This window comes from Colwellia sp. NW0002-52-1, assembly GCF_057550865.1.
On the sequence record NZ_BAAJLU010000026.1, the window covers coordinates 1 to 26399 of the forward strand.

20 protein-coding genes are annotated in these 26399 nt (G+C 38.6%); 9 read left to right on the forward strand and 11 right to left on the reverse strand.

Going from position 1 to position 26399, the window contains the following annotated elements; genetic code table 11:
- Nucleotides 1-294 precede the first annotated feature (294 nt).
- The 3 genes from AC27H3_RS16920 to fadI all read right to left on the reverse strand — a co-directional run bounded on the left by AC27H3_RS16920 (nt 295) and on the right by fadI (nt 4410).
- Nucleotides 295-498, reverse strand: coding sequence for a hypothetical protein (locus AC27H3_RS16920; protein WP_487107928.1), 204 nt, complete (start codon nt 496-498; stop codon nt 295-297).
- Nucleotides 499-952: 454 nt separating this feature from the next.
- On the reverse strand, nt 953-3103 hold the full coding sequence (gene fadJ, locus AC27H3_RS16925; protein WP_487107929.1) for a fatty acid oxidation complex subunit alpha FadJ: 2151 nt from the start codon (nt 3101-3103) through the stop codon (nt 953-955).
- Nucleotides 3103-4410: an acetyl-CoA C-acyltransferase FadI gene (fadI, locus tag AC27H3_RS16930; protein ID WP_487107930.1), complete on the reverse strand. Its 1308-nt coding sequence runs from the start codon at nt 4408-4410 to the stop codon at nt 3103-3105. The genes fadJ and fadI overlap by 1 nt, the downstream gene beginning before the upstream one ends.
- Nucleotides 4411-4663: 253 nt before the next feature.
- On the opposite strand from fadI, the gene AC27H3_RS16935 reads away from it, so the two are divergent.
- The 8 genes from AC27H3_RS16935 (at nt 4664) to AC27H3_RS16970 (ending at nt 13195) form a co-directional block, all read left to right on the forward strand.
- Complete coding sequence (locus tag AC27H3_RS16935) at nt 4664-5620, forward strand: AAA family ATPase (RefSeq protein ID WP_487107931.1); 957 nt, start codon at nt 4664-4666, stop codon at nt 5618-5620.
- 14 nt (nt 5621-5634) lie between these two features.
- Nucleotides 5635-6645 carry a DUF58 domain-containing protein gene (locus tag AC27H3_RS16940; protein ID WP_487107932.1) on the forward strand — a complete coding sequence of 337 codons (1011 nt, stop codon included), beginning with the start codon at nt 5635-5637 and terminating at the stop codon, nt 6643-6645.
- Entirely contained in the window at nt 6633-7226 is a 594-nt protein-coding gene (locus AC27H3_RS16945; protein WP_487107933.1) for a DUF4381 domain-containing protein, read from the forward strand. Before AC27H3_RS16940 ends, AC27H3_RS16945 begins: the two co-directional genes overlap by 13 nt.
- Complete coding sequence (locus tag AC27H3_RS16950; RefSeq protein WP_487107934.1) at nt 7223-8242, forward strand: vWA domain-containing protein; 1020 nt, start codon at nt 7223-7225, stop codon at nt 8240-8242. Before AC27H3_RS16945 ends, AC27H3_RS16950 begins: the two co-directional genes overlap by 4 nt.
- Nucleotide 8243: 1 nt before the next feature.
- On the forward strand, nt 8244-10136 hold the full coding sequence (locus tag AC27H3_RS16955; protein ID WP_487107935.1) for a vWA domain-containing protein: 1893 nt from the start codon (nt 8244-8246) through the stop codon (nt 10134-10136).
- Nucleotides 10130-11794 (forward strand): BatD family protein, encoded by a 1665-nt coding sequence (locus AC27H3_RS16960; protein WP_487107936.1) that lies wholly within the window; start codon nt 10130-10132, stop codon nt 11792-11794. Before AC27H3_RS16955 ends, AC27H3_RS16960 begins: the two co-directional genes overlap by 7 nt.
- Before the next feature lie 179 nt (nt 11795-11973).
- Nucleotides 11974-12489, forward strand: a complete 516-nt coding sequence (locus AC27H3_RS16965) for a sigma-70 family RNA polymerase sigma factor (RefSeq protein WP_487107945.1) — start codon at nt 11974-11976, stop codon at nt 12487-12489.
- Nucleotides 12482-13195 carry a DUF3379 family protein gene (locus tag AC27H3_RS16970; protein WP_487107937.1) on the forward strand — a complete coding sequence of 238 codons (714 nt, stop codon included), beginning with the start codon at nt 12482-12484 and terminating at the stop codon, nt 13193-13195. Before AC27H3_RS16965 ends, AC27H3_RS16970 begins: the two co-directional genes overlap by 8 nt.
- A 124-nt stretch (nt 13196-13319) precedes the next feature.
- On the opposite strand, the gene putP is transcribed toward AC27H3_RS16970, so the two are convergent.
- Nucleotides 13320-14804 carry a sodium/proline symporter PutP gene (gene putP / locus AC27H3_RS16975; protein WP_487107938.1) on the reverse strand — a complete coding sequence of 495 codons (1485 nt, stop codon included), beginning with the start codon at nt 14802-14804 and terminating at the stop codon, nt 13320-13322.
- Between the two features lie 290 nt (nt 14805-15094).
- Here putP and AC27H3_RS16980 point away from each other — a divergent pair, with 290 nt between their 5' ends.
- A complete protein-coding gene (locus tag AC27H3_RS16980; RefSeq protein ID WP_487107939.1) occupies nt 15095-16315 on the forward strand; it encodes an EAL and HDOD domain-containing protein in 1221 nt (406 codons plus the stop codon).
- A gap of 244 nt (nt 16316-16559) precedes the next feature.
- Here the strand turns inward: AC27H3_RS16980 and galE are convergent, their stop codons facing one another.
- The 7 genes from galE to pgi form a co-directional block, all read right to left on the reverse strand.
- Nucleotides 16560-17570: a UDP-glucose 4-epimerase GalE gene (gene galE / locus AC27H3_RS16985; protein ID WP_487107940.1), complete on the reverse strand. Its 1011-nt coding sequence runs from the start codon at nt 17568-17570 to the stop codon at nt 16560-16562.
- A gap of 49 nt (nt 17571-17619) precedes the next feature.
- Complete coding sequence (locus AC27H3_RS16990; RefSeq protein WP_085301707.1) at nt 17620-18576, reverse strand: DHHA1 domain-containing protein; 957 nt, start codon at nt 18574-18576, stop codon at nt 17620-17622.
- Nucleotides 18577-19161: 585 nt separating this feature from the next.
- On the reverse strand, nt 19162-19761 hold the full coding sequence (cysC, locus tag AC27H3_RS16995) for an adenylyl-sulfate kinase (RefSeq protein ID WP_487107941.1): 600 nt from the start codon (nt 19759-19761) through the stop codon (nt 19162-19164).
- A gap of 280 nt (nt 19762-20041) precedes the next feature.
- Entirely contained in the window at nt 20042-21769 is a 1728-nt protein-coding gene (locus AC27H3_RS17000) for an SLC13 family permease (protein ID WP_487107942.1), read from the reverse strand.
- Nucleotides 21770-22014: 245 nt separating this feature from the next.
- Complete coding sequence (cysN, locus tag AC27H3_RS17005) at nt 22015-23418, reverse strand: sulfate adenylyltransferase subunit CysN (RefSeq protein ID WP_487107943.1); 1404 nt, start codon at nt 23416-23418, stop codon at nt 22015-22017.
- 105 nt (nt 23419-23523) lie between these two features.
- Nucleotides 23524-24423 carry a sulfate adenylyltransferase subunit CysD gene (gene cysD / locus AC27H3_RS17010; RefSeq protein WP_085301697.1) on the reverse strand — a complete coding sequence of 300 codons (900 nt, stop codon included), beginning with the start codon at nt 24421-24423 and terminating at the stop codon, nt 23524-23526.
- Nucleotides 24424-24557: 134 nt separating this feature from the next.
- On the reverse strand, nt 24558-26204 hold the full coding sequence (gene pgi / locus AC27H3_RS17015) for a glucose-6-phosphate isomerase (protein WP_487107944.1): 1647 nt from the start codon (nt 26202-26204) through the stop codon (nt 24558-24560).
- Between the last annotated feature and the right edge of the window lie 195 nt (nt 26205-26399).

A 26399-nucleotide genomic window follows, 5' to 3' on the forward strand; every position in this document is an offset into this window, starting at 1 on the left:
CTGAAGCGGGTCGACGTCGCAACGATGTTCGTATTGATATGAGTAGTAACGAAATTAGTATCTAGGAAGCTACTATGATTAACTTAATTAAATCATTATTTCTTACAGAAAAGACTGAAAACACTATTGCTGCAGGGATCGAAATAAAAGAGATGCCCGCTAGTACATGGTGGAATTAAGCACTTTAGCCGAATATTCAGCTATCGTTCTATTAGACATTCGCTACAAGGAAGTTAGCGTGTTTAAATTTAAAATTAAACACGAGCGATTTATCAACAAGGAATTAGTTCTCACTTATGCAGAAAACAATAAACAATCAAAACCAAAACGTTGATAAGTTTTCAAACGCTTCTTCATACAGAACATTGGCCAAACAAAAGGCCCAAACATTAAACCCGCTGTTGCCCAACGTTTAACTCCCAAACCACTACTCATAGCCTGACAATAAAAAAACATAGAAAATACAACGCTTAACACAACACCTAATAATATAATCATGCTCTACTCTCTGCGGAAAACATTTTTTGGAAAAAATCAGCTTTTATAAACGCGCATATTCTAGCAAGTTTAGAGTAAATGTTCAAAAATAATTCTCCTAACTTATACCAATTGACTTAATGAATCGGTCAATTTTAAACGAGGATAAATTTTCAGTAGCAAGGCGCTTGATTGATTCTTACATGGATGTAAGTCATTAGAGTAATGCACGAGCATATTGTCGAGCAATAGCAGGCTATTGGGATTGAAAGCAACGTAGATACTGGATATTTAAACCGCTTTAGAATGATCGGTTGTTTATATCAATTGGCATTATATTATTTCTCCTAAATATATATTCATCGCGGTTTAAAAAAGGCACAAAAAAAGAGGCAATGTTTGCCTCTTTTTTGTCAAATATTGCCGCATTATCGGCAACGACATGCCATAAAAATGGCACTAACTAGATACTATTTTAGTTATAAAAACGCTCACCTTGTTCAGCCATTTTAACTAATGCATCACAAGGGGTAAAACGCTCTCCGAACTCCGCTTGCCATTGGTTTAATTTACTAACAATGGTCACAGCGCCTATTTTATCCATGTATTGAAATGGTCCGCCGAGGAAAGGAGGGAAACCAATACCAAAAATAGCACCAATATCTCCGTCTCGAGCATTGCGAACTATACCTTCATCTAAACATCGAGCAGCCTCGTTAAGCATCATATATACACAACGCTCGACTTGCGCTTCAGTTACATTAGTATTGCTAACTTGCAAACCTAGTAAGGTGTATACACTTTCATCAACGAGCTTTTTCTTGCTATTAGTGTTGTATTGGTAAAAACCTTTTTTAGATTTTTTACCTAAACGGCCGTCTTCAATTAATTTAGAAAAGGCAGCTGGAGGCAAAAATCTATCGCCTAACTCAGCCTGTAATATAGGTCCAATTTTAGAACCAACATCAATACCTACTTCATCTAATAACTGCATAGGCCCTACTGGGAAACCAAATTTAACCACCGCTTTATCTAGTGCTTCAATAGAGCAACCTTCAAGTAATAAAATAGCGGCTTCATTCATGTAAGGCGCTAAAATACGGTTAACATAAAACCCTGCTTTGTCTTTTACAACAATTGGAGTTTTACCTTGTTTTTTAGCGAAGGCTACCGTAGTAGAAATTGTTTGGTCTGAGGTTTTCTCATGAGCAATAATTTCCGCTAATGGCATTTTATCAACAGGAGAAAAGTAATGTAGTCCTATAACATTCTCAGGGCGCAATGCCTTCTCTGCTATTTGGCCAATAGGCAAACTTGAGGTATTACTAGCGAAAATAGTGGTTTCTTTACAGTGACTTTCAATATCAGCAACCATGTTTTGCTTTAATGTTAAGTCTTCAAATACGGCTTCTACAACGATATCAACATCACCAAAACCTGTATATTCAGTAGTACCGGTTATTAATGCTAGCTGACTTTGCATTTCACTATGGCGCATAAAACGGCGCTTAACTTTTTTGTTCAATAAGTCATAGCCATATTTTAAGGCATAGCTAATTCCTTGATGTGAAATATCTTTTATACGCACGGGTAATTTAGCCTTCGTTGCTGTAACAAAAGCAATACCTCCACCCATAAGCCCGCCACCAAGCACTGCTGCTTTAGTTATTTTTTCAGGGCTAACACCTTCAACACCCTGTTCTTTTTTCATATCGGTTGTAGCAAAAAATAATTGTCTAAGCTGGGCTGAAACGTCCGACATTACTAATTGACCAAAATGGTCTGCTTCTAATTGATATCCCTTTGAAGGAGCCTGTTCAGCACTAGCGCGAATACAATCAATTATTTTTAAAGGCGCAGGATAGTTACCTTTAGTTTGGCTTAACACCATTTTAGTCGCTTTACTAAATAAAATGCTGCGACCTAAACCATTGCCTTCAAGTAACTTATCCATTACTGATAATTTACGTGCTTTAGGTTTTACCTTGCCAGAAAGGGCTAACTTTTCGGCTGTTTGAATTAATACACTATTTGGTACTACATCGCTGACTAAACCAGCTTTTAATGCTTGTTTTGCGCGTAACTGTTTACCTGTTAGCATCATATCTAATGCTTTTTGAATACCAACACGTTTAGGTAGTCTTTGCGTACCACCGCCACCAGGTAACAAACCAAGTTGAACTTCTGGCAAGCCTAATGCTGTTTTAGGGCTATCGCTACACACTATTGCATGACATGCCATCGCAAGTTCTAATCCACCACCCAAACATGCACCGTGTACAGCCGCTACAACAGGAATAGATAAGTTTTCGAGTTGATCAAAAATAATTTGCCCCTGTCGAGATAAAGTCGTTGCTTCAGAAGCTGAAGTACAGTTGGCTAACATGTGCACATCGGCACCTGCGACAAAAGAATCTGCTTTGCCACTGATTAACACAATACCTTTAATCGTTTGGTCCTGACGTATCTCTTTTAACATTTGTGATACTTCTTCACCAAACTCAGCTTTTAGCGTATTCATGGTGTCGCCTTTAACATCCATGATCAAATGTGCAATACCATTTTCTTGTCGCACTAAACTAAAAGTATTGTTATTTTCTTGTTCTGTATTTTTTACATCAGTCATTAGTCTGTCTCCACAATCATAGCCGCACCTAAACCACCAGCTGCACAAGCGGTAGTTAAGCCAACACCGCCGCCACGACGATTTAATTCATTTAATGTTTGTACAATTAAGCGCGTACCTGTCGCTGCAAATGGGTGTCCATAAGCTAATGAGCCGCCCATTACATTAAATTTGTCCATATCAATTTCGCCTATGGCTTTATCGCGCCCTAGGTGAGTTTGTGCAAACTTGTTACTGGCAAACATTTTTACGTTAGCTAATGCTTGAGCAGCAAATGCTTCGTGCATTTCAATTAAGTCTAAGTCGGCTAAATTCATGCCGGCACGTTGTAAGGCAATTGGTGAAGCGTAGCTTGGGCCCATCAACATATCTTCCCATACATCAATAGCAGCAAAACCATAACTACGAATATAACCTAATGGTTTGTAACCTAACTCTTTTGCTCGGCCTTCTCGCATCATTAATACTGCTGAAGCACCATCAGTTAACGGCGTACTTGTTGCTGCGGTTACTGTACCGTGTTTACGATCAAATACAGGACGCAATTTCGCGTAACCGGCTAATTCAGAGTTTTCACGGAAACAATTGTCTTTTTCAATAAAAGACTTGTAAGGCTCGCTGTGCGCAGTCATTACTTCGCCCGCTAATTTACCTTCTTGCCAGCTTTTAGTGGCTAATGTATGTGAGCGATGAGCAAGTGCATCTTGCGCTTCACGAGTAATACCATGTGTTTTTGCCATTTGTTCCGCGGTATGTCCCATTGACAAACCTGTAGAGTATTCAGCAACCGCAGGTGGTACAGGTAAAATATCTTTAAAACTTAATTTACGAATCAGCGCCATTTTTGCGCCAAATGAGCGAGCTTTACTTAAATCGAGTAAAGTGCGTGCGAATTTTTTCGACACACCAATAGGCGCAACAGAAGATGAATCAGCACCGCCGGCAACACCTACATCAACAAAACCAGCCATAATTGATTCAGCCACATTCACCGTTGACTGAAAACTAGTCGCACAAGCACGTGACACACTGTAGGCATCAGTATGAACATTCATACCGGTTCCTAAAACAATTTCACGGGCAATATTTGGCGCTTCTGGCATTTGTACTACTTGCCCAAACACTAACTGGTCGATAATTTTAGGATCAACGTCATGCTTTTGCAGTAACTCATTAACAACAATTTTACCTAAGTCAACCGCAGGAACACCATGAAATGCAGTAGCCTGCTTTGCGAAAGGTGTGCGCAGTCCAGCAACTATCGCTATACGCTCTCCACTACCGGTTACTAATTTTGATTTTGTCATTTTTAATTCCATCTTGTTGCAACAATTAAGAGGTCAGACCTCTTTGGATTTATCATAATTCTAAACATATATAGAAATAATTCAATCATTAGCTTATAAAACTTGTTCAAATTAATATCAAGGTATTAAAAAAGCTAACAAAAAGCCTTAAAAATTTAATTTCTGTGCTTGTTTTTTTAAACCTGAACCTTATATCAATCTGTGGGTCAGAAGTGCTGACGTCAATTTTTTTAATCAATAAGAACGATAAACTATGGCTATTGAACATTTTTCCTCATTAAAAGAACATTTAACTTCACAAATTATCGGACAGCACTCGCTGGTTGAAAACTTGCTGATTGCACTTTTAGCTAATGGCCATCTAATTGTAGAGGGTCCTCCAGGTTTAGCAAAAACGCGCGCTGTAAATGCATTAGCTCAAGGTCTTGAAGCTGACTTTCATCGTGTACAATTCACACCTGACTTATTACCAGCAGATTTAACCGGTACCGATATTTACCGTCCCGAAGACGGCACTTTTGTTTTTCAACCCGGCCCATTGTTTCGTAACTTAGTATTAGCTGACGAAATAAACCGTGCACCTGCAAAAGTTCAATCAGCTTTGTTAGAAGCAATGGCAGAAGGTCAAATTACCGTTGGTCGTAATACTTACCCATTACCTGAATTATTTCTTGTTATGGCAACACAAAACCCGATAGAGCAAGAAGGCACATATCCTTTACCAGAAGCACAGCTCGATCGCTTTTTAATGCATGTTGAAATTGGCTACCCTGACGCAGCAAGCGAATTAGAAATTTTAAAACTCAACCGTGGTGAAGCATTAAAATCAGATAAAGCCTCTGTTAAAGAAATCACCCAAGCTGACATTTTTGCAGCACGTGAACAAGTGATGAAAATTCACATGGCACCTGCAGTAGAAAACTATATCGTCGACTTAATTATGGCAACACGCAACCCAGAAAAATATGACGATAAATTAAAACAGTGGCTAGCATACGGCGCTAGTCCTCGTGCCACTATTGCTTTAGATCGTTGTGCCCGCGCAAGAGCTTGGTTAAACAACCGAGACTTTGTCAGTCCAGAAGACGTACAAGCGGTTTTTCATAACGTATTACGTCATCGCATAATTATGACTTACCAAGCTGAAGCAGAAGGCATTAGCAGTAATCAACTGCTTGATCACTTACTCAGTTTAGTGGCAGTTGCCTAGGCGCAAGTTCCCTTATGTGGTTTAAACAAAAAAAGTCAGCCGAACAATACACCCCGCAAACCTTGCTTGATGAGTTGGTCAGTAATGGTATTGAATTAAATATAGATGAACTAATACGTTATCAAACGAAAAGTTCGCTAATTAATTTAGCGGCCGCCAAAAGCTCACACGGTAAAATGTCGGGTAATTATCTTGCTCGAAGCAAAGGTCGTGGTATGGAGTTTGATGAAGTTCGCCATTATCAAAATGGTGACGACATTCGTGCTATCGATTGGCGTGTTACTGCTCGTACGGGTAAAACACACACAAAATTATTTCGTGAAGAAGTTGAACGCCCTGTTCTTATCGCTACCGATTTAAGTACCAGCATGTTATTTGGCAGTCGCTTACTATTTAAATCTGTGCAAGCTGCCCATGTAGCAGCCCTAGTTGCTTGGCATGCTAAATCACGAGGCGATCGCATCGGCGGTGTAGTATTTAATCAAACAAATCACACTGAATTAAAACCTCGTAGCCGACAACAAGGCGTACTACATTACTTGCATGGCTTAGTTAAAATTCACGCAGATTCGTTACAATCAAATGACGAAGTATTAGATAGAAAAAAAGCTACTGAAGCTTTTGAACAAAATTGCGCACGGTTACGACAACTCGCAAAACCCGGTAGTTTAGTTTATTTAATTACCGATGCATTTAACCTTTCAGATGAAGCTATTCGTCATTTGGCTAATATTAGTCGGCATTGTGAATTAGTCGTTTGTATGATCAGCGATCCACTTGAGCAACAACTTCCTGAAAGTGAACACAGAATTAGCGTAGCAATGACTAATGGTGATGAAAGCGAACGGCAACAATTTGTACTTGGTGATAAAGCATTAGCTGAAAAATACCACCAGCAAGCCATAAGCTTAAATGACGCTATAGAGCAGCAGCTAAGCAAAGCAGGTGCTCGTTTACTACACTTTTGTGCTAGTGAAGCACTCGAAACACAATTACATCGCGGAGTAGCATCATGGATCCGCTAGCACAACTTAGTGATATTCACTTACCTGATAACGTACACAATTACCCTATTGCGCCAGGATGGTGGCTATTAGCCATTATTATTTTGGCAATACTGGCTTATGGAATAATAAAGTTACGCCAATATTTTAAAGCGCGTAAAGTACAAAAACAGGCATTAAAACAATTATCGGCAACGTCTGAAATTAGTACAATCGTCGCTATATTAAAATGGGCTGCTTTACAGTATTTTCCGCGAGCGCATGTCGCACATTTAACAGGTGATAAATTTAAAGATTTTTTAAGTGAAAGCTTACCCGCTAAACATCAAGAAAGCTTTTCAACACTAAGCGGCGACCACTTTAATTCGACTTACCAAAGTAATGCTAACGAACATAATGTAGACGATCTTTCTGCCGCGGCAAAATTATGGCTAAATCAAGCCTTGCCGCCTAAAAAAACACTACCTGTATTAACTGATACTATAAACACCACTGAAGATGTTGCATTACATACTAAAACAGAAGTTAAAACCAAAATTACGACAGAAGTCGCAAATAACACGCTTGAAAATAAACCTCAAATGTCAGAGGTAAAATCATGATACATTTTGATTTTCTCTGGGCATTAATCGCCCTACCACTACCGTTAATTATTTATTGGTTGCCCGCAAAAAAACACATTCAAGCAGCACCGCTGAAAATGCCAACCATTATTAAAGGTGTACAAACTGAAGAATTTGCGCCAGAAAAGAAAAAAGGCTCATTGGTTATCCTTAGCATAATTTGGTTATTAGTTGTGCTAGCTAGCACTCAGCCACAGTGGCTAGGTGAGGCTGTAAATGTGCCAACCGAAGGACGAGAAATGATGATTGCCGTTGATCTCTCTGGCAGTATGCAAGTTGAAGACATGAGCCTAAATGGCAGCACAGTGAATCGCCTTGAAATGTTAAAAGTATTGCTTGGCGAATTTATCGAGCGACGCAGTGGCGACAAATTGGGCTTAATATTGTTTGGTGACGATGCCTATATGCAAACGCCAATGACCTTTGATCGAAAAACCGTACAACAAATGCTCGACGAAACGGTATTAGGCTTAGTAGGTAAGCAAACCGCTATTGGCGACGCTATTGCACTTGCGGTTAAACGCTTCGACGATAAAAAAGATTCAAACCGCGTGTTGTTATTGTTAACCGATGGCCAAAACACAGCCGGTAAAATAACACCTGAACAAGCACTAGAGCTAGCTGTAGCCAAAGATATTACCATATACTCAATTGGCATTGGCGCTGATGTCATGATCCAAAATTCATTATTTGGTACTCGCCGAGTTAACCCATCAAGTGAACTCGATGAAGAATCATTACAACGCCTTGCTGATGAAACAGGTGGTTATTACTTCAGAGCACGAGCTAGTGAAGACATGAGTAAAATTTATAAACTGTTAGATGATTTAGAGCCTGTAGAACAAGAGCAACAACAAATGCGCCCACTCACCGCATTATTTCAATGGCCTTTAGGTTTAGCTTTATTAATAAGTTTGCTAACGCTACTGGTTAAAAGCAGTGCCAATAACCAATTTTTCAAGCGCAACAAAGCAATTACGGGAGTGAAGCATTAATATGGCTGACTTTCATTTTATTCGTCCGCTTTGGCTATTAGCCATTATCGTATTATTTTTCATGTTGTTTTTGCTCAAAAAACTACGTGTTAACCAATCTGGCTGGCAACAACTATTACCAGCACACCTAGCAAAAGTGTTAGTACAAGGGAGCTCAAAAGCAAAATCTAGCTCATTGGTGCTGCCTTTTATTATCGGCTTACTTTCAATAATAGCCATGGCTGGCCCAAGCTGGCAAAAATTGCCGCAACCTGTTTATCAAGTTGCACAAGGCTCGGTGTTGATCATGGACATGTCTTACTCTATGTACTCTACCGATGTTGCACCAAATCGTTTAACACGAGCACGATACAAAGCCATTGATTTGCTCGATAACATTAAAGAAGGCGAAATCGGACTTATCGCTTATGCCGGTGACGCATTTAGTATTAGCCCATTAACAGACGACAGTAATAATATAAAATTACTCTTACCGTCATTAAGCCCAGAGCTTATGCCAGTGCTGGGTAGCAACCCTTTTGCCGCATTAGCTTTAGCTAACGAAATGTTAGTCAATGCCGGGCATAACAGCGGTGATATTTATTGGTTTACCGATGGCATCGATAATATAGACATTCAAGATATAACCCAATGGTCACGCGAACATCCTTACCGCCTCAATATTCTTGGTGTTGGTACAAAAACAGGTGCGCCGATCAAACTCTCTAATGGCGAGTTAATGAAAGACGATAACGGCGCGATAATTGTACCTAAACTAACAGTACAAGCCTTACGTGGTTTAGCTAATCGCGGCAGAGGAAATTACACCACCCTCACCCATGACAACAAAGATATAGAGCGACTTACTTTTAAACCGCTAATGACTGAAACCGACAATACCAAAGAAAGTGAAAATACGGGCGATCAATGGCAGGAATTTGGTCCATATTTGTTACTGTTGGTTTTACCTCTGTTATTAAGTTACTTCAGACGTGGTGCACTTATGTTAACGTTACCATTTGCTTTAATGCTAATGCCTAATAACAATGCCTATGCCGATATTTGGCAAGATTTGTTTAAAACTAAAGATCAGCAAGGCCAATCACATTTTAGTAACGAGCATTATCAACAAGCCGCAGAAACTTTTAAAAATCCATCGTGGCAAGGAAGTTCTTTTTACAAAGCCGGAGATTACGAACAAGCCTTGGCGGCATTTCAACAAGAGAACACCGCTGATGCCTTCTATAACCAAGGCAATACTTTAGCAAAATTACAAAGATTTGACGAAGCAATAGCGGCCTACAATGAAGCTTTAGCGCTTGAGCCAAACTTAACCGATGCAAAAAACAATAAAGCTCTTCTAGAGCAATTAAAAAAACAGCAAGAAAATCAAGATCAAGAGTCTGATGACGATCAACAAGATCAAAATAAAGACCAAGAACAAAATGAACAAGAAGGTGACAGCCAGAATAACCAAAGCCAAAGCGACCAAAACAAAGAAGGTGATCAGCAACAAAGTGATCAACAGGGTCAACAAAGCTCAGAGCCAACCGACCCATCTGAATCAGAACCGTCTTCAGAGCAAAAAAATACTGAAGAGCAAAAAAATACTGAAGAGCAAAAACAAGAACCAGAGCAAACTGACGCTGAGCAACAAGAACAGTCAGAACAGCAACAAGAGCAAAATGCACAACAAAGTGAGCAGGCGCAAGAGGGTGAGCCAACAGAAGAGGCACAAAGCGCTGAAGCACAGCAACTAGCTGAGCAATTAGCCAAAGAAACCGAGCAAAAACATCAGCAATTATTGAATAAAGTAACTGATGACCCATACATGTTACTCAGAAACAAAATGCAATTAGAATATCAAAAGCGTAATCAAGATCGCCGAAATGTAGGAGTTAAGAAAAAGTGGTAAGAGTAATAATTTCTTTAATGGCTATTTTATTATCGTTTCATAGCTACGCGTTAACAAAGCTCACTGCATCTGTTGATAAAAACCCAGTGATCGCCAATGAATCTGTAGTACTAACGGTAACTGCCGATGATGACATCGACAGAAACGCCTTAGATACATCTACATTGCTGTCTGATTTTATTGTTGGCCGTACATCTGTCAGTTCACAAACTAGTATGGTTAACTTTGATACCACACGCACCACAACGTGGAATACCGTATTAATACCTCGAGAATCCGGTGAGCTAATTATTCCAAGTTTTGAAATAGACGGAGTTAAAAGCCAATCGATTAAGCTTAACGTATTAGCAGCAGACAAATCCGCAGCTAGCACCCAACAAGACTTATTTATTACGGCACAAGTATCTTCGACTGAACTCTTTGTGCAGCAGCAAATTACCTTAACAGTTAAGTTACACTTTGCAGCTGAGCTAAAGCGTGGCAGTTTAACTGAGCCGACATTAGAAGGAGCCAATATTCTACAAATTGGCAAAGATAAAGAGTCTGAAAACATTATTAACGGTAAACGCTACCGTATTATCGAGCGTATATATGCCATTAGCCCACAAAAAAGTGGTGACGTAATATTAAAATCACCAATTTTTTCTGGCGAAATAATGATGCCATCAACAAGGCGATCTAACTTTTTAAGTTTTGCAGATACTAAGCCAGTTAGTGTGGTTGGCGATGACATTGCACTAACGGTAAAGGCTATTCCTGCACAAGTTACTGGAGCTTGGTTACCAAGCGAATTATTAGCCTTACATCAAGAATGGCAACCTCAGGCTAATCAATTTAAAGTGGGTGAACCGATCACGCGAACAGTTACATTAACCGCTGCGGGGTTATCAGAAGAACAACTACCTGAAATAACCATGCAAGTGCCAAAAGGATTAAAAGTTTATCCTGATCAGGCTGAGCTTCATACAGGCCTAAATAATGAAAGATTAGTCAGCCAAAAAGTGATCAACTTTGCCATTGTTGCCAGTCAAGCAGGCGAATACCAGTTACCAGCAATAACCATCCCATGGTGGAATACGGTAACCAATAAAGCAGAAATTACAAAAATTGCAGCACAAACAATCACAGTATTACCCAATGCAGACATTGCTCCTGTGGCGACACCACAACCACCAAACACAAATATTGAGCATAGCAGTACACCAGCGGTAATAGAAAAAGTAGTCATTCAACAAAATAACTTTCTGCAATGGTTATTCCTTGGCCTTTGGTTATTAACCTTATTTGCTTGGTTTATCTCTGCTAAACGTTCTTCTTTATCAGATAAAACAAATAACAAATCCAACGAGAAAGTAAATCCCCCTTACCTCACGTTATTAGCCGCATGTAAACAAAACAATGGCGAACAAGCATTAGCAAATTTATTGCCATGGGCGCAAACACGAGCGACAAACAACGAAGCATTAACAACCCTTGACTCATTACATGAGCACTTTAACAACACCGCACTCTCTAGCGCGATTATTGAATTGCAACAAAGTTATTATGGAAAAAAACCTAGTCAATGGTCAGGTAAAAACTTAATCCATGCAATACAAGAGATAAATAAGCAAGGTAACTCTGGGGCAACAAACCTTCAGTTCAACCTTAACCCCTAAACCTGCAAGATACATGCACTGCTAAGAAAGGAGTTATTATCGATAACTCCTTTTTTTGTATTCATTTTCCTGCAAATCTAAGCACTAACTAAATTTGTATTTTAACGATATAATCTTATTTATCTAAAAAATATGTATTCGTGTGAAATAAAATGACAAAGCCTCAGGTCTCTTACAACATGGCGACAAAACAAGTTAGATACGAAGCACTCGTTAAAGCATTACATGCAGATTTATATCGGTATGCCTATTGGCTATGCCACGATAAGCATATTGCTGAAGACCTAGTGCAAGAAACATTTTTACGTGCATGGCGCGCGCTTGACTCGTTGAAAGACGAAAAGGCAGCTAAGTCATGGTTAATTACTATTCTGCGCAGAGAAAATGCCCGTCGTTTTGAGCGCAAACGATTCGAGATGAGTGAATACGAAGAAGCGACGATTACAGATGTAGGTGCAACAAGCAACGAACAGGAAATTGAAAATCACTGGCTACGAGAAAAAATATCTCAAATGCCTGAAGAGTACCGTGAGCCGCTTGTTTTACAAGTTATTGGCGGTTTTAGTGGTGAAGAAATTGCCAGCCTGTTGTCATTAAATAAAAATACCGTGATGACACGATTATTTCGTGCTCGCAATCAATTGAAAGAGGCCGTAGACGACGAGCCAAAATTAAGAGGTCTACACAATGGATGATTTGCAATTTAGACGTAGCATTTTAGCCGATCCCAAAACTCGTGACGATGCTATTAATGCCGCCTTAAAAAGTGATCCGGCAAAGCAAAAATTTGTACAAGAAACTGAAAGCCTAGACAGTAAAATTGCACAGGCAATGAATATTCCTGTGCCTGAAGATTTAGCAAACAAATTAATTTTACGCCAAACCTTAGCTAGTCATCAGCAACAAAAAGGCAAAACCCGTGTACGTTTAGCCATGGCTGCCTCTGTTGCACTTGTGATGGGGTTAACGGCAAACTTTATGCTATTTTCAAATACTTATAAGAATTTAGCTGATTATGCTATTGCGCATGTTAACCACGAAGCTGCTCACTTTTCTAATACTGACCAGCCAACAGTAACATTAGCGTCCTTAAACGAAAAAATGTCTGCATTTAAGGGCAGTTTTGCTAGTACTTTCGGCACACTAATTTTTGCTGACTACTGTCGTTTTGACGGCAATAAAAGCCTACATTTAGTTTTTCAGGGTAAGTCGAGCCCTGTTAATGTTTTCATTTTACCTGATGATCAAGACATTGAATTTGTCGCTAACTTTGAAAATAGCAAGCTTCAAGGTAATTCTTTACACTTCAACCACTCTAACATTATTGTGGTTGGCGATAAGGACGAACCAATAGAGCAATGGCAAGAACGCGTTAATAAAAGTATTACCTGGTCAATTTAGTTAGATTATAAAGTTAACAAAGACTATGTACATCTAGCGCAATCAAAAAAGCCATGACAACAATGTCATGGCTTTTTAATATAAACTAAAAGCTTAAAACTGACAGCTTACAGCTCGTCCCAAATTAATGCTTAGCAGCAACCTCATCAAATTGTGCTTCAATTTCAGGCTGCTCTTTGGACGTTATTTTACTTACCAATACAATCGCAATACTGGCCATAATAAAGCCAGGCACAATTTCATACATAACCGAGCTTAAAGATTCTCCACCAATGGTTACCGGGGCATAAATCCATATTAAAACGGTAATAGCGCCCGTTAACATACCTGCTAAGGCGCCATGTCGATTCATTTTCTTCCAATACAAACTCATGATAACTAAAGGTCCGAACGCTGCACCAAAACCGGCCCAAGCATTACTAACCAAAGTTAATATTGAGCTGTCTCTATCGTAAGCAAGAAAAATAGCAACAAGAGCTACTGCTGCTACTGATAAACGCCCTACCAACACTAACTGTTTATCACTCGCATTTTTATTTAAAAACGCTTGATAAAAATCACCTGTCAATGAGCTAGAAGTAACCAATAACTGCGAAGAAATTGTGCTCATAATTGCTGCTAAAATCGCTGCTAATAAAAAACCAGCAATAAGGGGGTGAAACAGTACTTGTCCCAATAAAATAAAGATGGTTTCAGGGTCATTAACCGCGAGTCCTGTTTTAGCGACATAAGCGACACCAGCAAAACCGGTTGCCATAGCGCCAAATAAAGCGACTATCATCCAACTCATACCTATACGTCTAGCCGTAGGTAAATCATCTACTGAACGAATAGCCATAAAACGAACAATAATATGGGGTTGACCAAAATAACCGAGTCCCCATGCCATAGCCGAAACAATAGCAATAACACTAACGCCACTAAAAAAGTCTAAAAACTCAGGATTTAACTGCTCAATGGTACTTAACATCTCGCCTGTGCCACCAACGTCTGATATCGCCACAAAAGGCACCAGCACTAATGCTACAAACATAATACAGCCCTGAACAAAGTCAGTCATACTTACCGCTAAGAAACCACCAAATAGCGTATAAAGTACAACAACGCCAGCAGTAACATAAAGGCCAACTTCATACGTTAATCCGAAAGAACTTTCGAATAGTTTACCGCCAGCAACAATGCCTGACGAGGTATACAAGGTAAAAAATAAAATAATAACAATAGAAGAAGTAATACGAAGTGCGCGAGATTTATCGGCAAAGCGGTTTTCAAAAAAATCGGGAAGAGTTATAGAGTCGTTTGCCACCTCAGTATAAGTTCTTAATCTAGGGGCAACAATAAGATAATTTAAATACGCTCCAAGCATTAAACCAAGCGAAATCCAAACACTGCTTAAGCCTACAGTATACATAAGCCCTGGCACGCCCATCAGCATCCAACCACTCATATCAGAAGCCCCAGCAGAAAGCGCCGTAACCCCAGGGCCTAAACTACGCCCCCCCAGCATAAAACCAGAAACATCACTAGTAGACTTTTTAAACGCGTATAAACCTATTCCTAACATTACAGCAAAATATAGTGCCAATGAAATCATTGTTCCTACAGCCATCTAACCTCCAAAAAACATGCTACCAAACCTACTAAACTATTTTTAATTTAAGGGTTCAAAATACGTTTGGCATTAAAACTGTTTAAATAAATAGCACATTGCTATTTATTTAAACCTGAACAACAATAATATGCTTACTTAATAGCTGTTTCCATGTTTTTTCGTGAGTATTCACAATTATTTGTGTTATAAATAAGTAAGGTAATGTGCAAATCAATTTTGCCGAACAGTAATACTAAGTTAAAATAATAAAATTATCTGTTATAACATCGGATTAATTAGGAATTTGTATGTACTTTTATGCAGCTAGGCAACCCATCCTAGATAGAGATAAAAATCTATTTGCCTATGAGCTTTTATTTCGCGATAGCATAGTTAATGTCTTCCCAGGCATTGATGGTGACGAAGCTACAACAAAAATGATCGAAGCCAGTAATTTCAACCTTGGCATCAGTGAATTTACAGGTAACAAACCTGCTTTCATTAATTTTACTTTAGAAACCCTAATTAAAGGCTACCCTGAAACCTTAACCACTGATGAGTTAGTGGTAGAAATATTAGAAACGGTTAAACCAGGGAAAAAGCTATTAGCCATATGTAAAGATTTACACCAAAAGGGCTATACCATTGCGCTAGATGATTATATTCATCAAACTGTTTGGCAGCATTTTTATCCTTTCGTGCATATCATTAAAGTCGATTGGCAAACCACTAGTGTTGAAACAATTAAAGAAATTAAAGTAGCAATAGAAAACTTTCCGCATATAAAATTATTGGCAGAGAAAGTTGAAACTTATGAGCAATATAACCAAGCATTAGAGCTAGGTTTTGAGTTATTTCAAGGCTTTTTCTTTGCTAAACCTGAAATGGTTAAAACCAAAAATTTATCACCATCGCAAATTGCCATGGCAGAATTACTGTATGAAACATCAAAAACTGAAGTAGATTTAGCCAGTATAACCGCTGTTTTCGAACATGATGTCACTTTATCTTATAAATTATTGCGTTACGCAAACTCAGCAATATTCAAACGCAGAACTGAAATTTCAACCATAAAACAAGCATTAGTTACTTTGGGCTCTGCTGAATTAAAAAGATTCCTAGGTTTAATGTTTGCGGCGAATATCAACCCAGAAAAACCCTCTGAGCTTATCAACTCAGCTATGGCCCGGGCAAAATTTTGTGATTTAATGGCTAAAGAAGTTAATTCACCAATAGATCAAGCCATAGCCTTTTTAACAGGCTTGCTTTCGTTAATAGACGCCATAGTCGATGAAGACTTAGAAAGTATTTTATCTAAACTGCCTCTTGCCCAAGAAATTAAAGACACTTTATTAACCCGCAAAGGCGATATGGCAGCGCTAATTATGCTGTTAGAATTTATTGAGCGCGCTGAATGGTCTAAAACCGCTGTTATTATGAAAAGGCTTGGGTTAGAAAAGGCAAGCGTACTTAAACACTATAATGAAGCCATTGCTTGGGCTGATGAACAAACCATAGCCAATGATTAGTCGATACTAAATAACCTGAACTCTGGTATTAAATAGTACTGCCTCTTAATTAAAGGGCAATAAAAAACCTAATATGAAAATATTAGGTTTTTTTATTTTATAAAAGCGGTTATTTAATGCGAGCGTATTTGTTAAGTTACTAATAACATAAAGTTATTAACATCAATAAAGCTAAAACTTAATCGAACGAACAACCAAAAGTAAGCCAGAGCACAAATGATAAACAAATGACCAATGCTTTATGTTACTCAAAGCCATTCGGGTTTTGTGACTGCCAGCGCCATGTATCGGCTATCATGGTAGCTAAATCACGTTCTGCATGCCAATTTAGTAAAGTGTTAGCAACAGTTGCATCGGCATAAACCGTGGCAATATCACCGGCGCGTCTTGGTGCAATGCTATATGGAATATCTTGTCCAGAAATCTCTTTAAAAGTGTTCACTATTTCTAAAACCGAGGTGCCGTTACCTGTACCTAAGTTAATCGGAACGCAGCCTTTAATCTCAGTTAACTTTTCAAGCGCCTTTACATGGCCTTGGGCTAAATCAACCACATGAATGTAGTCTCTAACACCGGTACCATCGACGGTTTGATAATCATCACCAAAGATTTGTAACTTAGCTAAACGGCCAACAGCAACTTGTGACACATAAGGTAATAAGTTATTTGGAATACCATTGGGATTTTCACCAATCAGGCCAGAGTTGTGCGCACCAATAGGGTTAAAGTAACGTAAACAAGCAATAGACCATTCCTCATCACTACGTGCCAAATCAAACAGAATATTTTCTATCATGAGTTTAGTTTGGCCATAAGGGTTAGTTGCAGAGGTTGGCATAGTTTCATCAAGTGGCGATGGGTTGTTTTCGCCGTAAACCGTGGCTGATGAACTAAAGACTAAGTTTTTAACATTCTGCTCAGCCATTACTTGCAACAGAGTTACAGAACCAGAAACATTATTATGATAATAACTTAATGGTATTTCACTCGACTCACCTACCGCTTTTAAACCCGCAAAGTGTACAACCGCTTCAATATTATGCTGCTCAAACACCTGAGTTAAAGCTTCACGATCACAAATATCTGCTTGAATAAATGTTACGGTTTTCTCTGTAATTTGCTTAATTCTATCAAGCACTAACGTAGAAGAGTTTGATAAGTTATCTACAATAACAATATCTTTATCTAGTGCCAGTAATTCAACAACTGTGTGACTGCCAATAAAGCCAGTACCACCGGTGATCAACAAACTCATTATTAATTCCTTATAAATTTATTCAGTCAATATTTTAAAAATTCATCACTTATTGATAATATTTTGACACTAACGCAATGAAGTTACCAAGTTTTTCTTTCGGTAATTGGTTTACTCCAGCCGCTGCCGCCCTGCCACCGCCCGTTTCAAATTGAGCACAAAGTTCGCCGGCACCAACTTTATTATTAATAGGAGCGCGTAGGCTAACCGTATAAGTATTATCTAAGTTTAACGTAAATACGGCATGGGCCTTATCAGGGTTTTGATTCGCTAATTCATTACCATATACACCACTCACTCGGCGCGACCAAGGTGCATCTTCAAGCTCAATAACCTGCAAGGTTTCATCATCATGTAAAATGTTCGCTTGTTTAGCTTGTGTCATATCACTTAAGTAAGCTTCTTCAAGTAAGGTAAATATTGAATTAGCTTCATTAATTAAAGTGAAAGGATCAGGGTAGTTAAGTAAGGTAGTGAATAAAGCATCTGGCGCAATATGTAAATCGTCTACCGTGCGACCGTAACCGTTATAGTTAATATATATGCCTAAAGCTTTCAATTGATCTTGCTCTTTGGCAGACAAACCCGCTTGCTGAGATAACTGCTCAGCAGCCTTTAACATGTTATCGCCAAATGCAGCAACAATCGCCCAAAGCGCATATTGCCCTGCAAGGTGTTGATTAACCAATAAACTTGTACAAGTATTAGCGTCGGTATCAATAATTTCGGTTAAATGTTCAGAGTTAGGTACTAAGCCCGTGCGATGATGGTCAATATAAAGAACATCTATTTCTTGCGCCAGCAAGCCAGCTAAAGCTGCAAGGTTTTTTTCCATCGATATATCTAACACAGTAACCGAAGTAGCAAGGTTAGCAGGCACTTGTTGCAATAACTGAATATCACGTTTAACGCCAGTAATTAACTTCGAAACCCTAGGCTCAGCCAAACGTAATTGTAACAAAGCGATAATGCCATCGGCATCACCATTAAACACATCATAATGCATTTAGAAATCTCCTTTAAATATAAGGGAAGCTGTCAGCTTTCAGGAAAACCAAACACAGAAAAGCTGTAAGTTATTAGCTGTCAGTTTTCAGTACAACCAAACAAGAAAAGCTGTAAGTTATTAGCTGTCAGCTTTCAGTAAAGCCAAACAAAGAAAAGCTGTAAGTTATTAGCTATCAGCTTTCAGTAAAACTAAACAAAGAAAAGCTGTCAGTTATTAGCTGTCAGCTTTCAGTAAAATCAAAGAAAGAAAAGCTGTCAGTTATTAGCTGTCAGCTTTCAGTAAAACCAAACAAAGAAAAGCTGTTAGTTATTAGCTGTCAGCTTTCAGTAAAGCCAAACAAAGAAAAGCTGTAAGTTATTAGCTGTCAATACAGCTAATCAAAACCAAGCAAAACTTCAAAATCAAAAACTAAAGTCGAACTAAGAACATAAAACTTCTTCTAAACTAACATTTCAGTTACTGACAGCTGATAGCTTAAAACTGATAGCTTCTTTTTTCTTTTACTGACAGCTGACAGCTTAAAACTTATAGCTTCTTTTTCTTTTACTGGCAGCTTAAAACTTATAGCTTGTTTTTTCTTTCTTATTTAATAAACCCATGTTCAATCAGGTAATCAACGACTTGCTGGGCACATTGTTCAATGGTTTTATCGCTAGTATCGATATGAATCGTTGGGTTTTCAGGGGCTTCGTAGGTTGAATCTATTCCTGTGAAGTCTTTAATCTCGCCTGCACGCGCTTTTTTATATAAACCTTTAGGATCACGTTGTTCGCATATGGCAATCGGCGTATCAATAAATACTTCAATAAACTCGCCAGTACTAAGCTTAGCTGCAGCCATTGCTCTATCAGCAGCAAAAGGTGAAATAAACGCGGTTGATACAATTAAACCGGCATCGACAAATAGTTGCGCTACTTCACTAATACGACGAATATTTTCAACTCTGTCTTCATCACTAAAGCCTAAATCGCCATTGAGACCATGGCGAACATTATCGCCATCAAGTAAATAACTATGACATTGGCGCTGAAACAACAAAGCATCTACCGCATTAGCGATAGTAGATTTACCTGAACCACTAAGGCCGGTATACCATAACAAACAAGATTTTTGCTGTTTTAATTCAGCACGTTGTGTTTTGCTCACTTGTTGAGTGTGCCAAACAGTGTTTTCAGTTTTCATATTATTCCTAATAATTGAATCGAAAAAATTAAAACAAAGCTGTCAGAGAATACATAGCTATAAGCTGTCAGTTCGAAGCTGTCAGTAAAAAAACAAACAAACAAACAAACAAACAAACTCCCAACTGATTTTTTCTTTTAACTGACAGCTGACAGCTTTAAACTTCTCTTAAACCAATAGCTGACAGCTTTAAACTTCTCTTAAACCAATAGCTGACAGCTTTAAACTTCTCGTAAACCAATAGCTGACAGCTTCAAACTTCTCTTAAACTTATTTTTCTCTAAAACGGAAAAACATTCGGTAATAACAATAACACTACAACACTATAAGTCAGTGTTATTGGCCAACCAAATTTAATAAACTCAGCTACTTTATAATTTCCGGCATTAAATACCATAATATTGGTTTGATAACCGTAAGGGCTAATAAAACTGCCGCTAGCACCAAAAGCAACCGCCATAACTAAAGGTAGGGGATCAACACCTAAACCAATCGCAATATTATACGCCACTGGAAATACTAAAGCAGCCGCAGCGCTATTAGTAATAACTTCAGTTAAGAATAAAGTAATAAAAAATATCACTACTAGCGCAATTAAAGCGCTCTTTCCTTCAAGCAGTTGTTCAATTTCATTGGCAAAAATAGCCGCGACACCGCTATGTTCAAATGCTTGCGCTAACGTTAAGGCACCTAGCACAATTAACCATATTTCAATTGGAAAACGACGTTTGATTTCATTAACACTTAAACAGTCAGATAAAATTAACACCGCAAGGTAAAACATTAAACTCGCTAATAAGCTAATACTAGTAAACATAGTAATAGCAATGGCAATAATAAAGCCAAAAATAGCCAACGAGTCGCGCCAACCTGACAACATATTATCGGGTTTATGTCCTGATAGAATATAAAAGTTTTTGGTTAAATTAGTACGAGCACAAAAGTCTGGGCCGGCAGCCAAGACTAAAAAATCGCCCGCTTGTACGGTAATTTCGCCTAACTTACCTGAAAGTGAGGTGCCTTCTCTTCGAATTGCCACCACAGCAGCATCAAATCTCGCACGAAAACCTGCGGTTTTTAAGGTTTCACCGACAATGGCAGAATCGGGCTTAATTAACACTTCTGTTAAGTTTTCACGCAGTAAGCCATCAAGCTCAGCAAAAAGTGTTAAACCATCAAATTGTTGAAGCACTAAGACCTTGCTAACATCACCACTGAAAATTAACCGATCTTGTGGCTGTATAACTTCATCTGGTGTTACTGGAGAAATAAGCCTGCCATCGCGTACTAATTCAACTAAAAATAGTGTGTCTAAGTTTCTTAAACCATTAGCTTCTATGCTTTTACCTATAAGTTTTGAATTGGGTTTTACTTGTGCCTCAACTAAGTACTCTTTTACTTCTAACTGATCATTAGACATATCTGCCAAACTATTTTGGCGCAATAATATAACCAATAAACACGCGAAAAGTGCTGCGCCACCAATCAAGGTAAAATCGAAAAAGCCTAAACTTTCTCTGCCTTGTTTAAGCCATAAAGAGTTAACAATTAAGTTTGTAGAGGTACCGATTAAGGTTAAGGTGCCGCCTAGAATAGCAGCAAAAGACAAGGGTAATAATAACTTACCGGGATTAACGACCGTACTTTTTTTAACAACTGAAATTAACGTTGCAACAACGGCAGTATTACTTATTAATGCAGAACTTAAGGCAGTAAAACTCAGGGTGCGTAAACTTGCAGTTTTTACTTTGCCATTTAGCATTAAAGCTGAAATTCGCCTGATAATGCTGGTGCGTTCATAAGCAAAAGAACATAGCACTAATAATAACAATGTAACTAAACCAGGATTAACAGCGTTACTGAGAATATCATCAGTAGTGACAAATGATGCAGCTAAACACAATAACGTGGTACTACCAAAAACACGTTCAGGTTTATTAGGGAATAAAACAAGCCCAACAAGTGTTAAAACAAATATTGCGACCAAAAGCCACTGCATAAACAACATAATATAAACCTAGAAGACATAGCTGTAAGCTTTAAGCTGTCAGTAAAAAACAGAAAAAATAGCTGTAAGCTTTCAGTTTTAAGCTGTCAGTAAAAAACAGGAAACAGCTGTAAGCTTAAAACTTTACTTTCTTCTTTTACTGACAGCTGACAGCTGACAGCTGACAGCTCGAAACTGACAGCTTTTCTTTTAACTGACAGCTGACAGCTCAAAACTTACAGCTTTGTGTTACTGACAGCTTTGTGTTACTTCAGTAAGTCGCGAGCGCCCCAGTGTGGAAAGTGTTTACGAACTAAAATATTCAACTCTTTCTCAAACTCTGAGTACTGGTGCTCTTGTTGCTCTTCAAGTGCGCCGTTGATCATGCCAGCACCAACAGTAACATTACTCATTCTATCAATAATAATAAATGCGCCTGTTGCTTTGTTATCACCATATGCATCGAAATGTAAGGCTTCTGAAACTTCTAAGTGAGCAACACCAATTTCGTTTAGCGCTAATTGGTCAACATCAAATTTCTCTAAGGTGTTCACGTCAATACGGTGATCAATTTTTATAGCATGACCAGTCGTTAACTTACTACCATGTTTAATGTAATACTCACGACCAGGTTCTAGTTCATTTTCATGCATCCAAACAATAGTGGCACTAAGCTCTTTTGAAGAAGCAGGAACACTACCTTTTTTAACGATCATTTCGCCGCGGCTGATATCAATTTCATTTTCAAGCGTTAAGGTAACCGCCATGCCTTGGTCTGCACGCTTAATATCGCCTTCAAAAGTAACAATAGATTTTATCTTGCTTTCTTTACCCGAAGGCAGAGCAACAATTTCATCACCAACACGAATATGGCCTGAGCCAACGGTGCCAGCAAAACCTCTAAAGTTTAAGTTAGGGCGATTAACATACTGAACTTGGAATCTAAATTGCGTGAAGTCTTTTTTGTCATCAACCTTAATCGTATTGAGTAACTTCATTAATGTGGCACCTGGGTACCAAGACATTTTGCTACTTTCTTCAACAACGTTGTCACCGTTCAAAGCTGAGATTGGTACAAAGCGTACATCTTCAAATGCCAAATCATCTGCAAAATTACGATAGTCTTTTTTAATCTCTTGATAACGGTCTTGGCTGTAATCAACTAAATCCATTTTGTTAACAGCAACTAAAACATGCTTAATGCCTAACAATGAACAAATAAATGAATGACGACGTGTTTGCACTTGCACACCATGTCGAGCATCGATCAAAATTATAGCCAAATCACAAGTTGAAGCGCCAGTAGCCATATTACGGGTATATTCTTCATGGCCTGGAGTATCAGCAATAATAAACTTACGTTTGTCTGTAGCAAAGTAACGATAAGCCACATCAATGGTAATGCCCTGCTCTCGCTCAGACTGCAAACCATCAACAAGTAAAGCTAAATCAACAGCCTCACCGGTAGTGCCTGACTTTTTACTGTCGTTTTTAATCGCGGCTAATTGATCTTCAAAGATCATTTTAGAATCATGTAATAAACGGCCAATTAAGGTACTTTTACCGTCATCAACGCTACCACAAGTAAAAAAGCGCACCATCTCTTTGTTTTCATGCTGCTTTAAGTAAGCTTCAATATCTGTTTCTAACAAGTCTTCTGTCTGACTCATGTTTTTTCCTTGGAAATTTCTACTCGACAAATTGTCGAATTAAATAAAATGCTAATACAGTTCAATAAACTGAAATAAGATGAAAAACGTTTTCAAAGCATAGCTTTAAAAATAACCTTCCATTTTTTTCTTCTCCATTGAGCCAGAAGAGTCGTGATCTATCACACGGCCTTGGCGCTCAGAAGTTTTAGTTAATAGCATTTCTTGAATAATTTCAGGTAATGTTGCTGCGGTTGACTCAACAGCGCCGGTTAATGGGTAGCAACCTAAGGTTCTAAAGCGTACACTTTTCATTTGTACTACTTCATCTTCACCAATTGGCATACGTTCGTCATCAACCATAATTAAGCTACCATCGCGCTCAACTACAGGGCGTTTTTCCGCTAAATATAGTGGTACAATTTTAATACCTTCAAGGTAGATATATTGCCAAATATCAAGCTCAGTCCAGTTCGACAAAGGAAATACACGAATACTTTCGCCTTTGTTAACTTTACCGTTATATATATTCCACAGTTCTGGACGTTGGCGCTTAGGATCCCAGCGATGGTTTTTATCGCGGAATGAATACACACGCTCTTTAGCACGAGACTTTTCTTCGTCACGACGTGCACCGCCAAATGCGGCATCAAAGCCATATTGGTCAAGGGCTTGTTTTAATCCTTGCGTTTTCATTACATCAGTATGCTTTGCACTACCATGTTCAAAAGGACTAATATTCATTGCCATGCCTTCTGGATTTTTATGTACCAGTAAGTCAAAGCCATATTCTTTAGCCATTTGATCACGAAACGCGATCATTTCTTTGAATTTCCAATTGGTATCAACGTGCAATAATGGAAAAGGTATTTTTCCAGGTGCAAAGGCTTTTCGAGCAAGATGAAGAAGAACGGCTGAGTCTTTTCCAACCGAGTAAAGCATCACAGGGTTATCAAACTCTGCGGCAACTTCTCGAATAATGTGAATAGATTCGGCTTCTAGCTTTTGTAAATGGGTTAAATGCATTGCTGTTCACTAATGGTGGCATAATATTATTGAGTAATATAATGCCACAGCCTTTCGGCCTTATCCATATAAGTAAAAGCTTGTTTATATCAAAAAAGTATAACCACTTGCGTGATATTCCGTAAAGATCAGAACTAAACTTTATTCAGGTTATCTTTATAACGGCGTATCAACCCCAGCGACGATGAAGAAAGCTTTTCACTTTCAATTTCCGCCATAGGATGCGACATAACGTTAAGTACTTCATTACCTAGCTGCTTACCTAATTCTACGCCCCACTGGTCGTAAGAATTAACTTGCCATATTACGCCTTGAACAAAAATTTTATGCTCATACAGCGCTAGTAATGCACCAAGTGAATGTGGGTCTAATCGCTCCATTAAAAGTGTATTACTTGGAGTATTACCTTTCATGGTTTTATGTGCGGCTAATCTATTGGCTTGAGCTTCATTTACGCCGGCATTGAGTAACTCTGTTTTTGCTTGTGCTAAGGTTTTACCCTGCATTAATGCTTCACTTTGCGCAAAACAGTTTGCCACTAGAGCGTCATGATTAGCCAAATGCTTACTGGTAGGTGCTAAAGATAAAATAAAATCAGTAGGAATAATATCAGCACTTTGATGCATTAATTGCATAAAGGCATGTTGACCATTGGTACCTTCCTGGCCGAAAACAACCGGAGCAGTTAAGTAATTCAGCGTTTGCCCATCAATAGAAACAGACTTACCATTACTTTCCATATCCGTTTGTTGTAAATAACCAGGTAAAGCTCTAAGTGCATGGTTGTAAGGTAAAATAGCTAAACTTGGGTAGCCTAAGCCGTTACGATTCCAAATCCCCAACAAGGCCATAATTACCGGCATATTCTGCTCAAAGTCGGCATGCTTAAAATGCTCGTCCATCGCATGCGCGCCAGCTTTTAAGGCATTAAAATGCGTATTACCAATAATCAAAGCAAGTGGTAAACCTACCGCTGACCATAAAGAGAACCTACCACCAACCCAATCCCACATAGGAAGAATATTGTTTTCATCAATACCAAATTCAGTTGCCGCTTTAACATTGGTACTTACCGCATACCAATGGTTAGCAATAATATCAGCAGGTGATGTACCGCTATCAGCTAAAGCATCTAGCATCCAAGCTTTTACTATGGTGGCATTAAGCAAAGTTTCTTGAGTAGAGAAGGTTTTAGAGATGACCACCACAAGGGTGGTTGAGGCATTGAGTTTAGCAAACTTCTCTTGCGCAGCATCACCGTCAACATTCGCTAACACATGAGCTTTCAAGCCTTTTTGATGATAAGGAACCAGTGCTGACAAAGCCACTTTAACGCCGTAATAAGATCCGCCAATACCTATGGCTAAAATATCGGTAAACTTCTCACCAGTCACTGAACAAACCTTGCCTGATTGAATATCATCAACAATCGTCGCCATTTTAGCTTCAGTATTAATAACTTCTTCGGCTTGCTCACCCAATACATCTACTTTGATTTTATCAGGTGCGCGTAATACAGTATGCAATACAGCACGCTGCTCGGTAGAGTTTAATTGCTCACCGGAAAATTGCGCTGATATTTTCTCCGCAAGCCCGGTTTGCTTAGCTAAGGTAAATAATGGCGCAAGCTCACTATCAATAATATTTTGCTTAGCATAATCTAAGAATAAACCTGCCGCCGAAACAGCATAGTTTTCGCTTCGAGTACTATCTTTGAATAATGAAAAAATACTTCGAGTTAAAGCTTGTTCTGTAAATTGAGGTAAATTGGTAACGTCCATATTCCTGCACTTAAAAAATGATAAATAAAATGATGCTAATGCACACTAATAGCGTTAAATCCTGGCTTCAGTCCCCTAGCTTTTAATTGGCCGGGATAACACAAATCAAAAAACTAACAATATATCACAGGGGAAAAACAAGGAGGATTACAGGAGGTAAACACTAAAATATTTGAAATCCCTAAAGCCCTACTC

Coding starts and splice junctions, on each gene's coding strand:
- AC27H3_RS16920 (WP_487107928.1), bottom strand. CDS start 498: ATGATTATATTATTAGGTGTTGTGTTAAGCGTTGTATTTTCTATGTTT.
- fadJ (WP_487107929.1), bottom strand. CDS start 3,103: ATGACTGATGTAAAAAATACAGAACAAGAAAATAACAATACTTTTAGT.
- fadI (WP_487107930.1), bottom strand. CDS start 4,410: ATGACAAAATCAAAATTAGTAACCGGTAGTGGAGAGCGTATAGCGATA.
- AC27H3_RS16935 (WP_487107931.1), top strand. CDS start 4,664: ATGGCTATTGAACATTTTTCCTCATTAAAAGAACATTTAACTTCACAA.
- AC27H3_RS16940 (WP_487107932.1), top strand. CDS start 5,635: ATGTGGTTTAAACAAAAAAAGTCAGCCGAACAATACACCCCGCAAACC.
- AC27H3_RS16945 (WP_487107933.1), top strand. CDS start 6,633: ATGGATCCGCTAGCACAACTTAGTGATATTCACTTACCTGATAACGTA.
- AC27H3_RS16950 (WP_487107934.1), top strand. CDS start 7,223: ATGATACATTTTGATTTTCTCTGGGCATTAATCGCCCTACCACTACCG.
- AC27H3_RS16955 (WP_487107935.1), top strand. CDS start 8,244: ATGGCTGACTTTCATTTTATTCGTCCGCTTTGGCTATTAGCCATTATC.
- AC27H3_RS16965 (WP_487107945.1), top strand. CDS start 11,974: ATGGCGACAAAACAAGTTAGATACGAAGCACTCGTTAAAGCATTACAT.
- AC27H3_RS16970 (WP_487107937.1), top strand. CDS start 12,482: ATGGATGATTTGCAATTTAGACGTAGCATTTTAGCCGATCCCAAAACT.
- putP (WP_487107938.1), bottom strand. CDS start 14,804: ATGGCTGTAGGAACAATGATTTCATTGGCACTATATTTTGCTGTAATG.
- AC27H3_RS16980 (WP_487107939.1), top strand. CDS start 15,095: ATGTACTTTTATGCAGCTAGGCAACCCATCCTAGATAGAGATAAAAAT.
- galE (WP_487107940.1), bottom strand. CDS start 17,570: ATGAGTTTGTTGATCACCGGTGGTACTGGCTTTATTGGCAGTCACACA.
- AC27H3_RS16990 (WP_085301707.1), bottom strand. CDS start 18,576: ATGCATTATGATGTGTTTAATGGTGATGCCGATGGCATTATCGCTTTG.
- cysC (WP_487107941.1), bottom strand. CDS start 19,761: ATGAAAACTGAAAACACTGTTTGGCACACTCAACAAGTGAGCAAAACA.
- AC27H3_RS17000 (WP_487107942.1), bottom strand. CDS start 21,769: ATGTTGTTTATGCAGTGGCTTTTGGTCGCAATATTTGTTTTAACACTT.
- cysN (WP_487107943.1), bottom strand. CDS start 23,418: ATGAGTCAGACAGAAGACTTGTTAGAAACAGATATTGAAGCTTACTTA.
- cysD (WP_085301697.1), bottom strand. CDS start 24,423: ATGCATTTAACCCATTTACAAAAGCTAGAAGCCGAATCTATTCACATT.
- pgi (WP_487107944.1), bottom strand. CDS start 26,204: ATGGACGTTACCAATTTACCTCAATTTACAGAACAAGCTTTAACTCGA.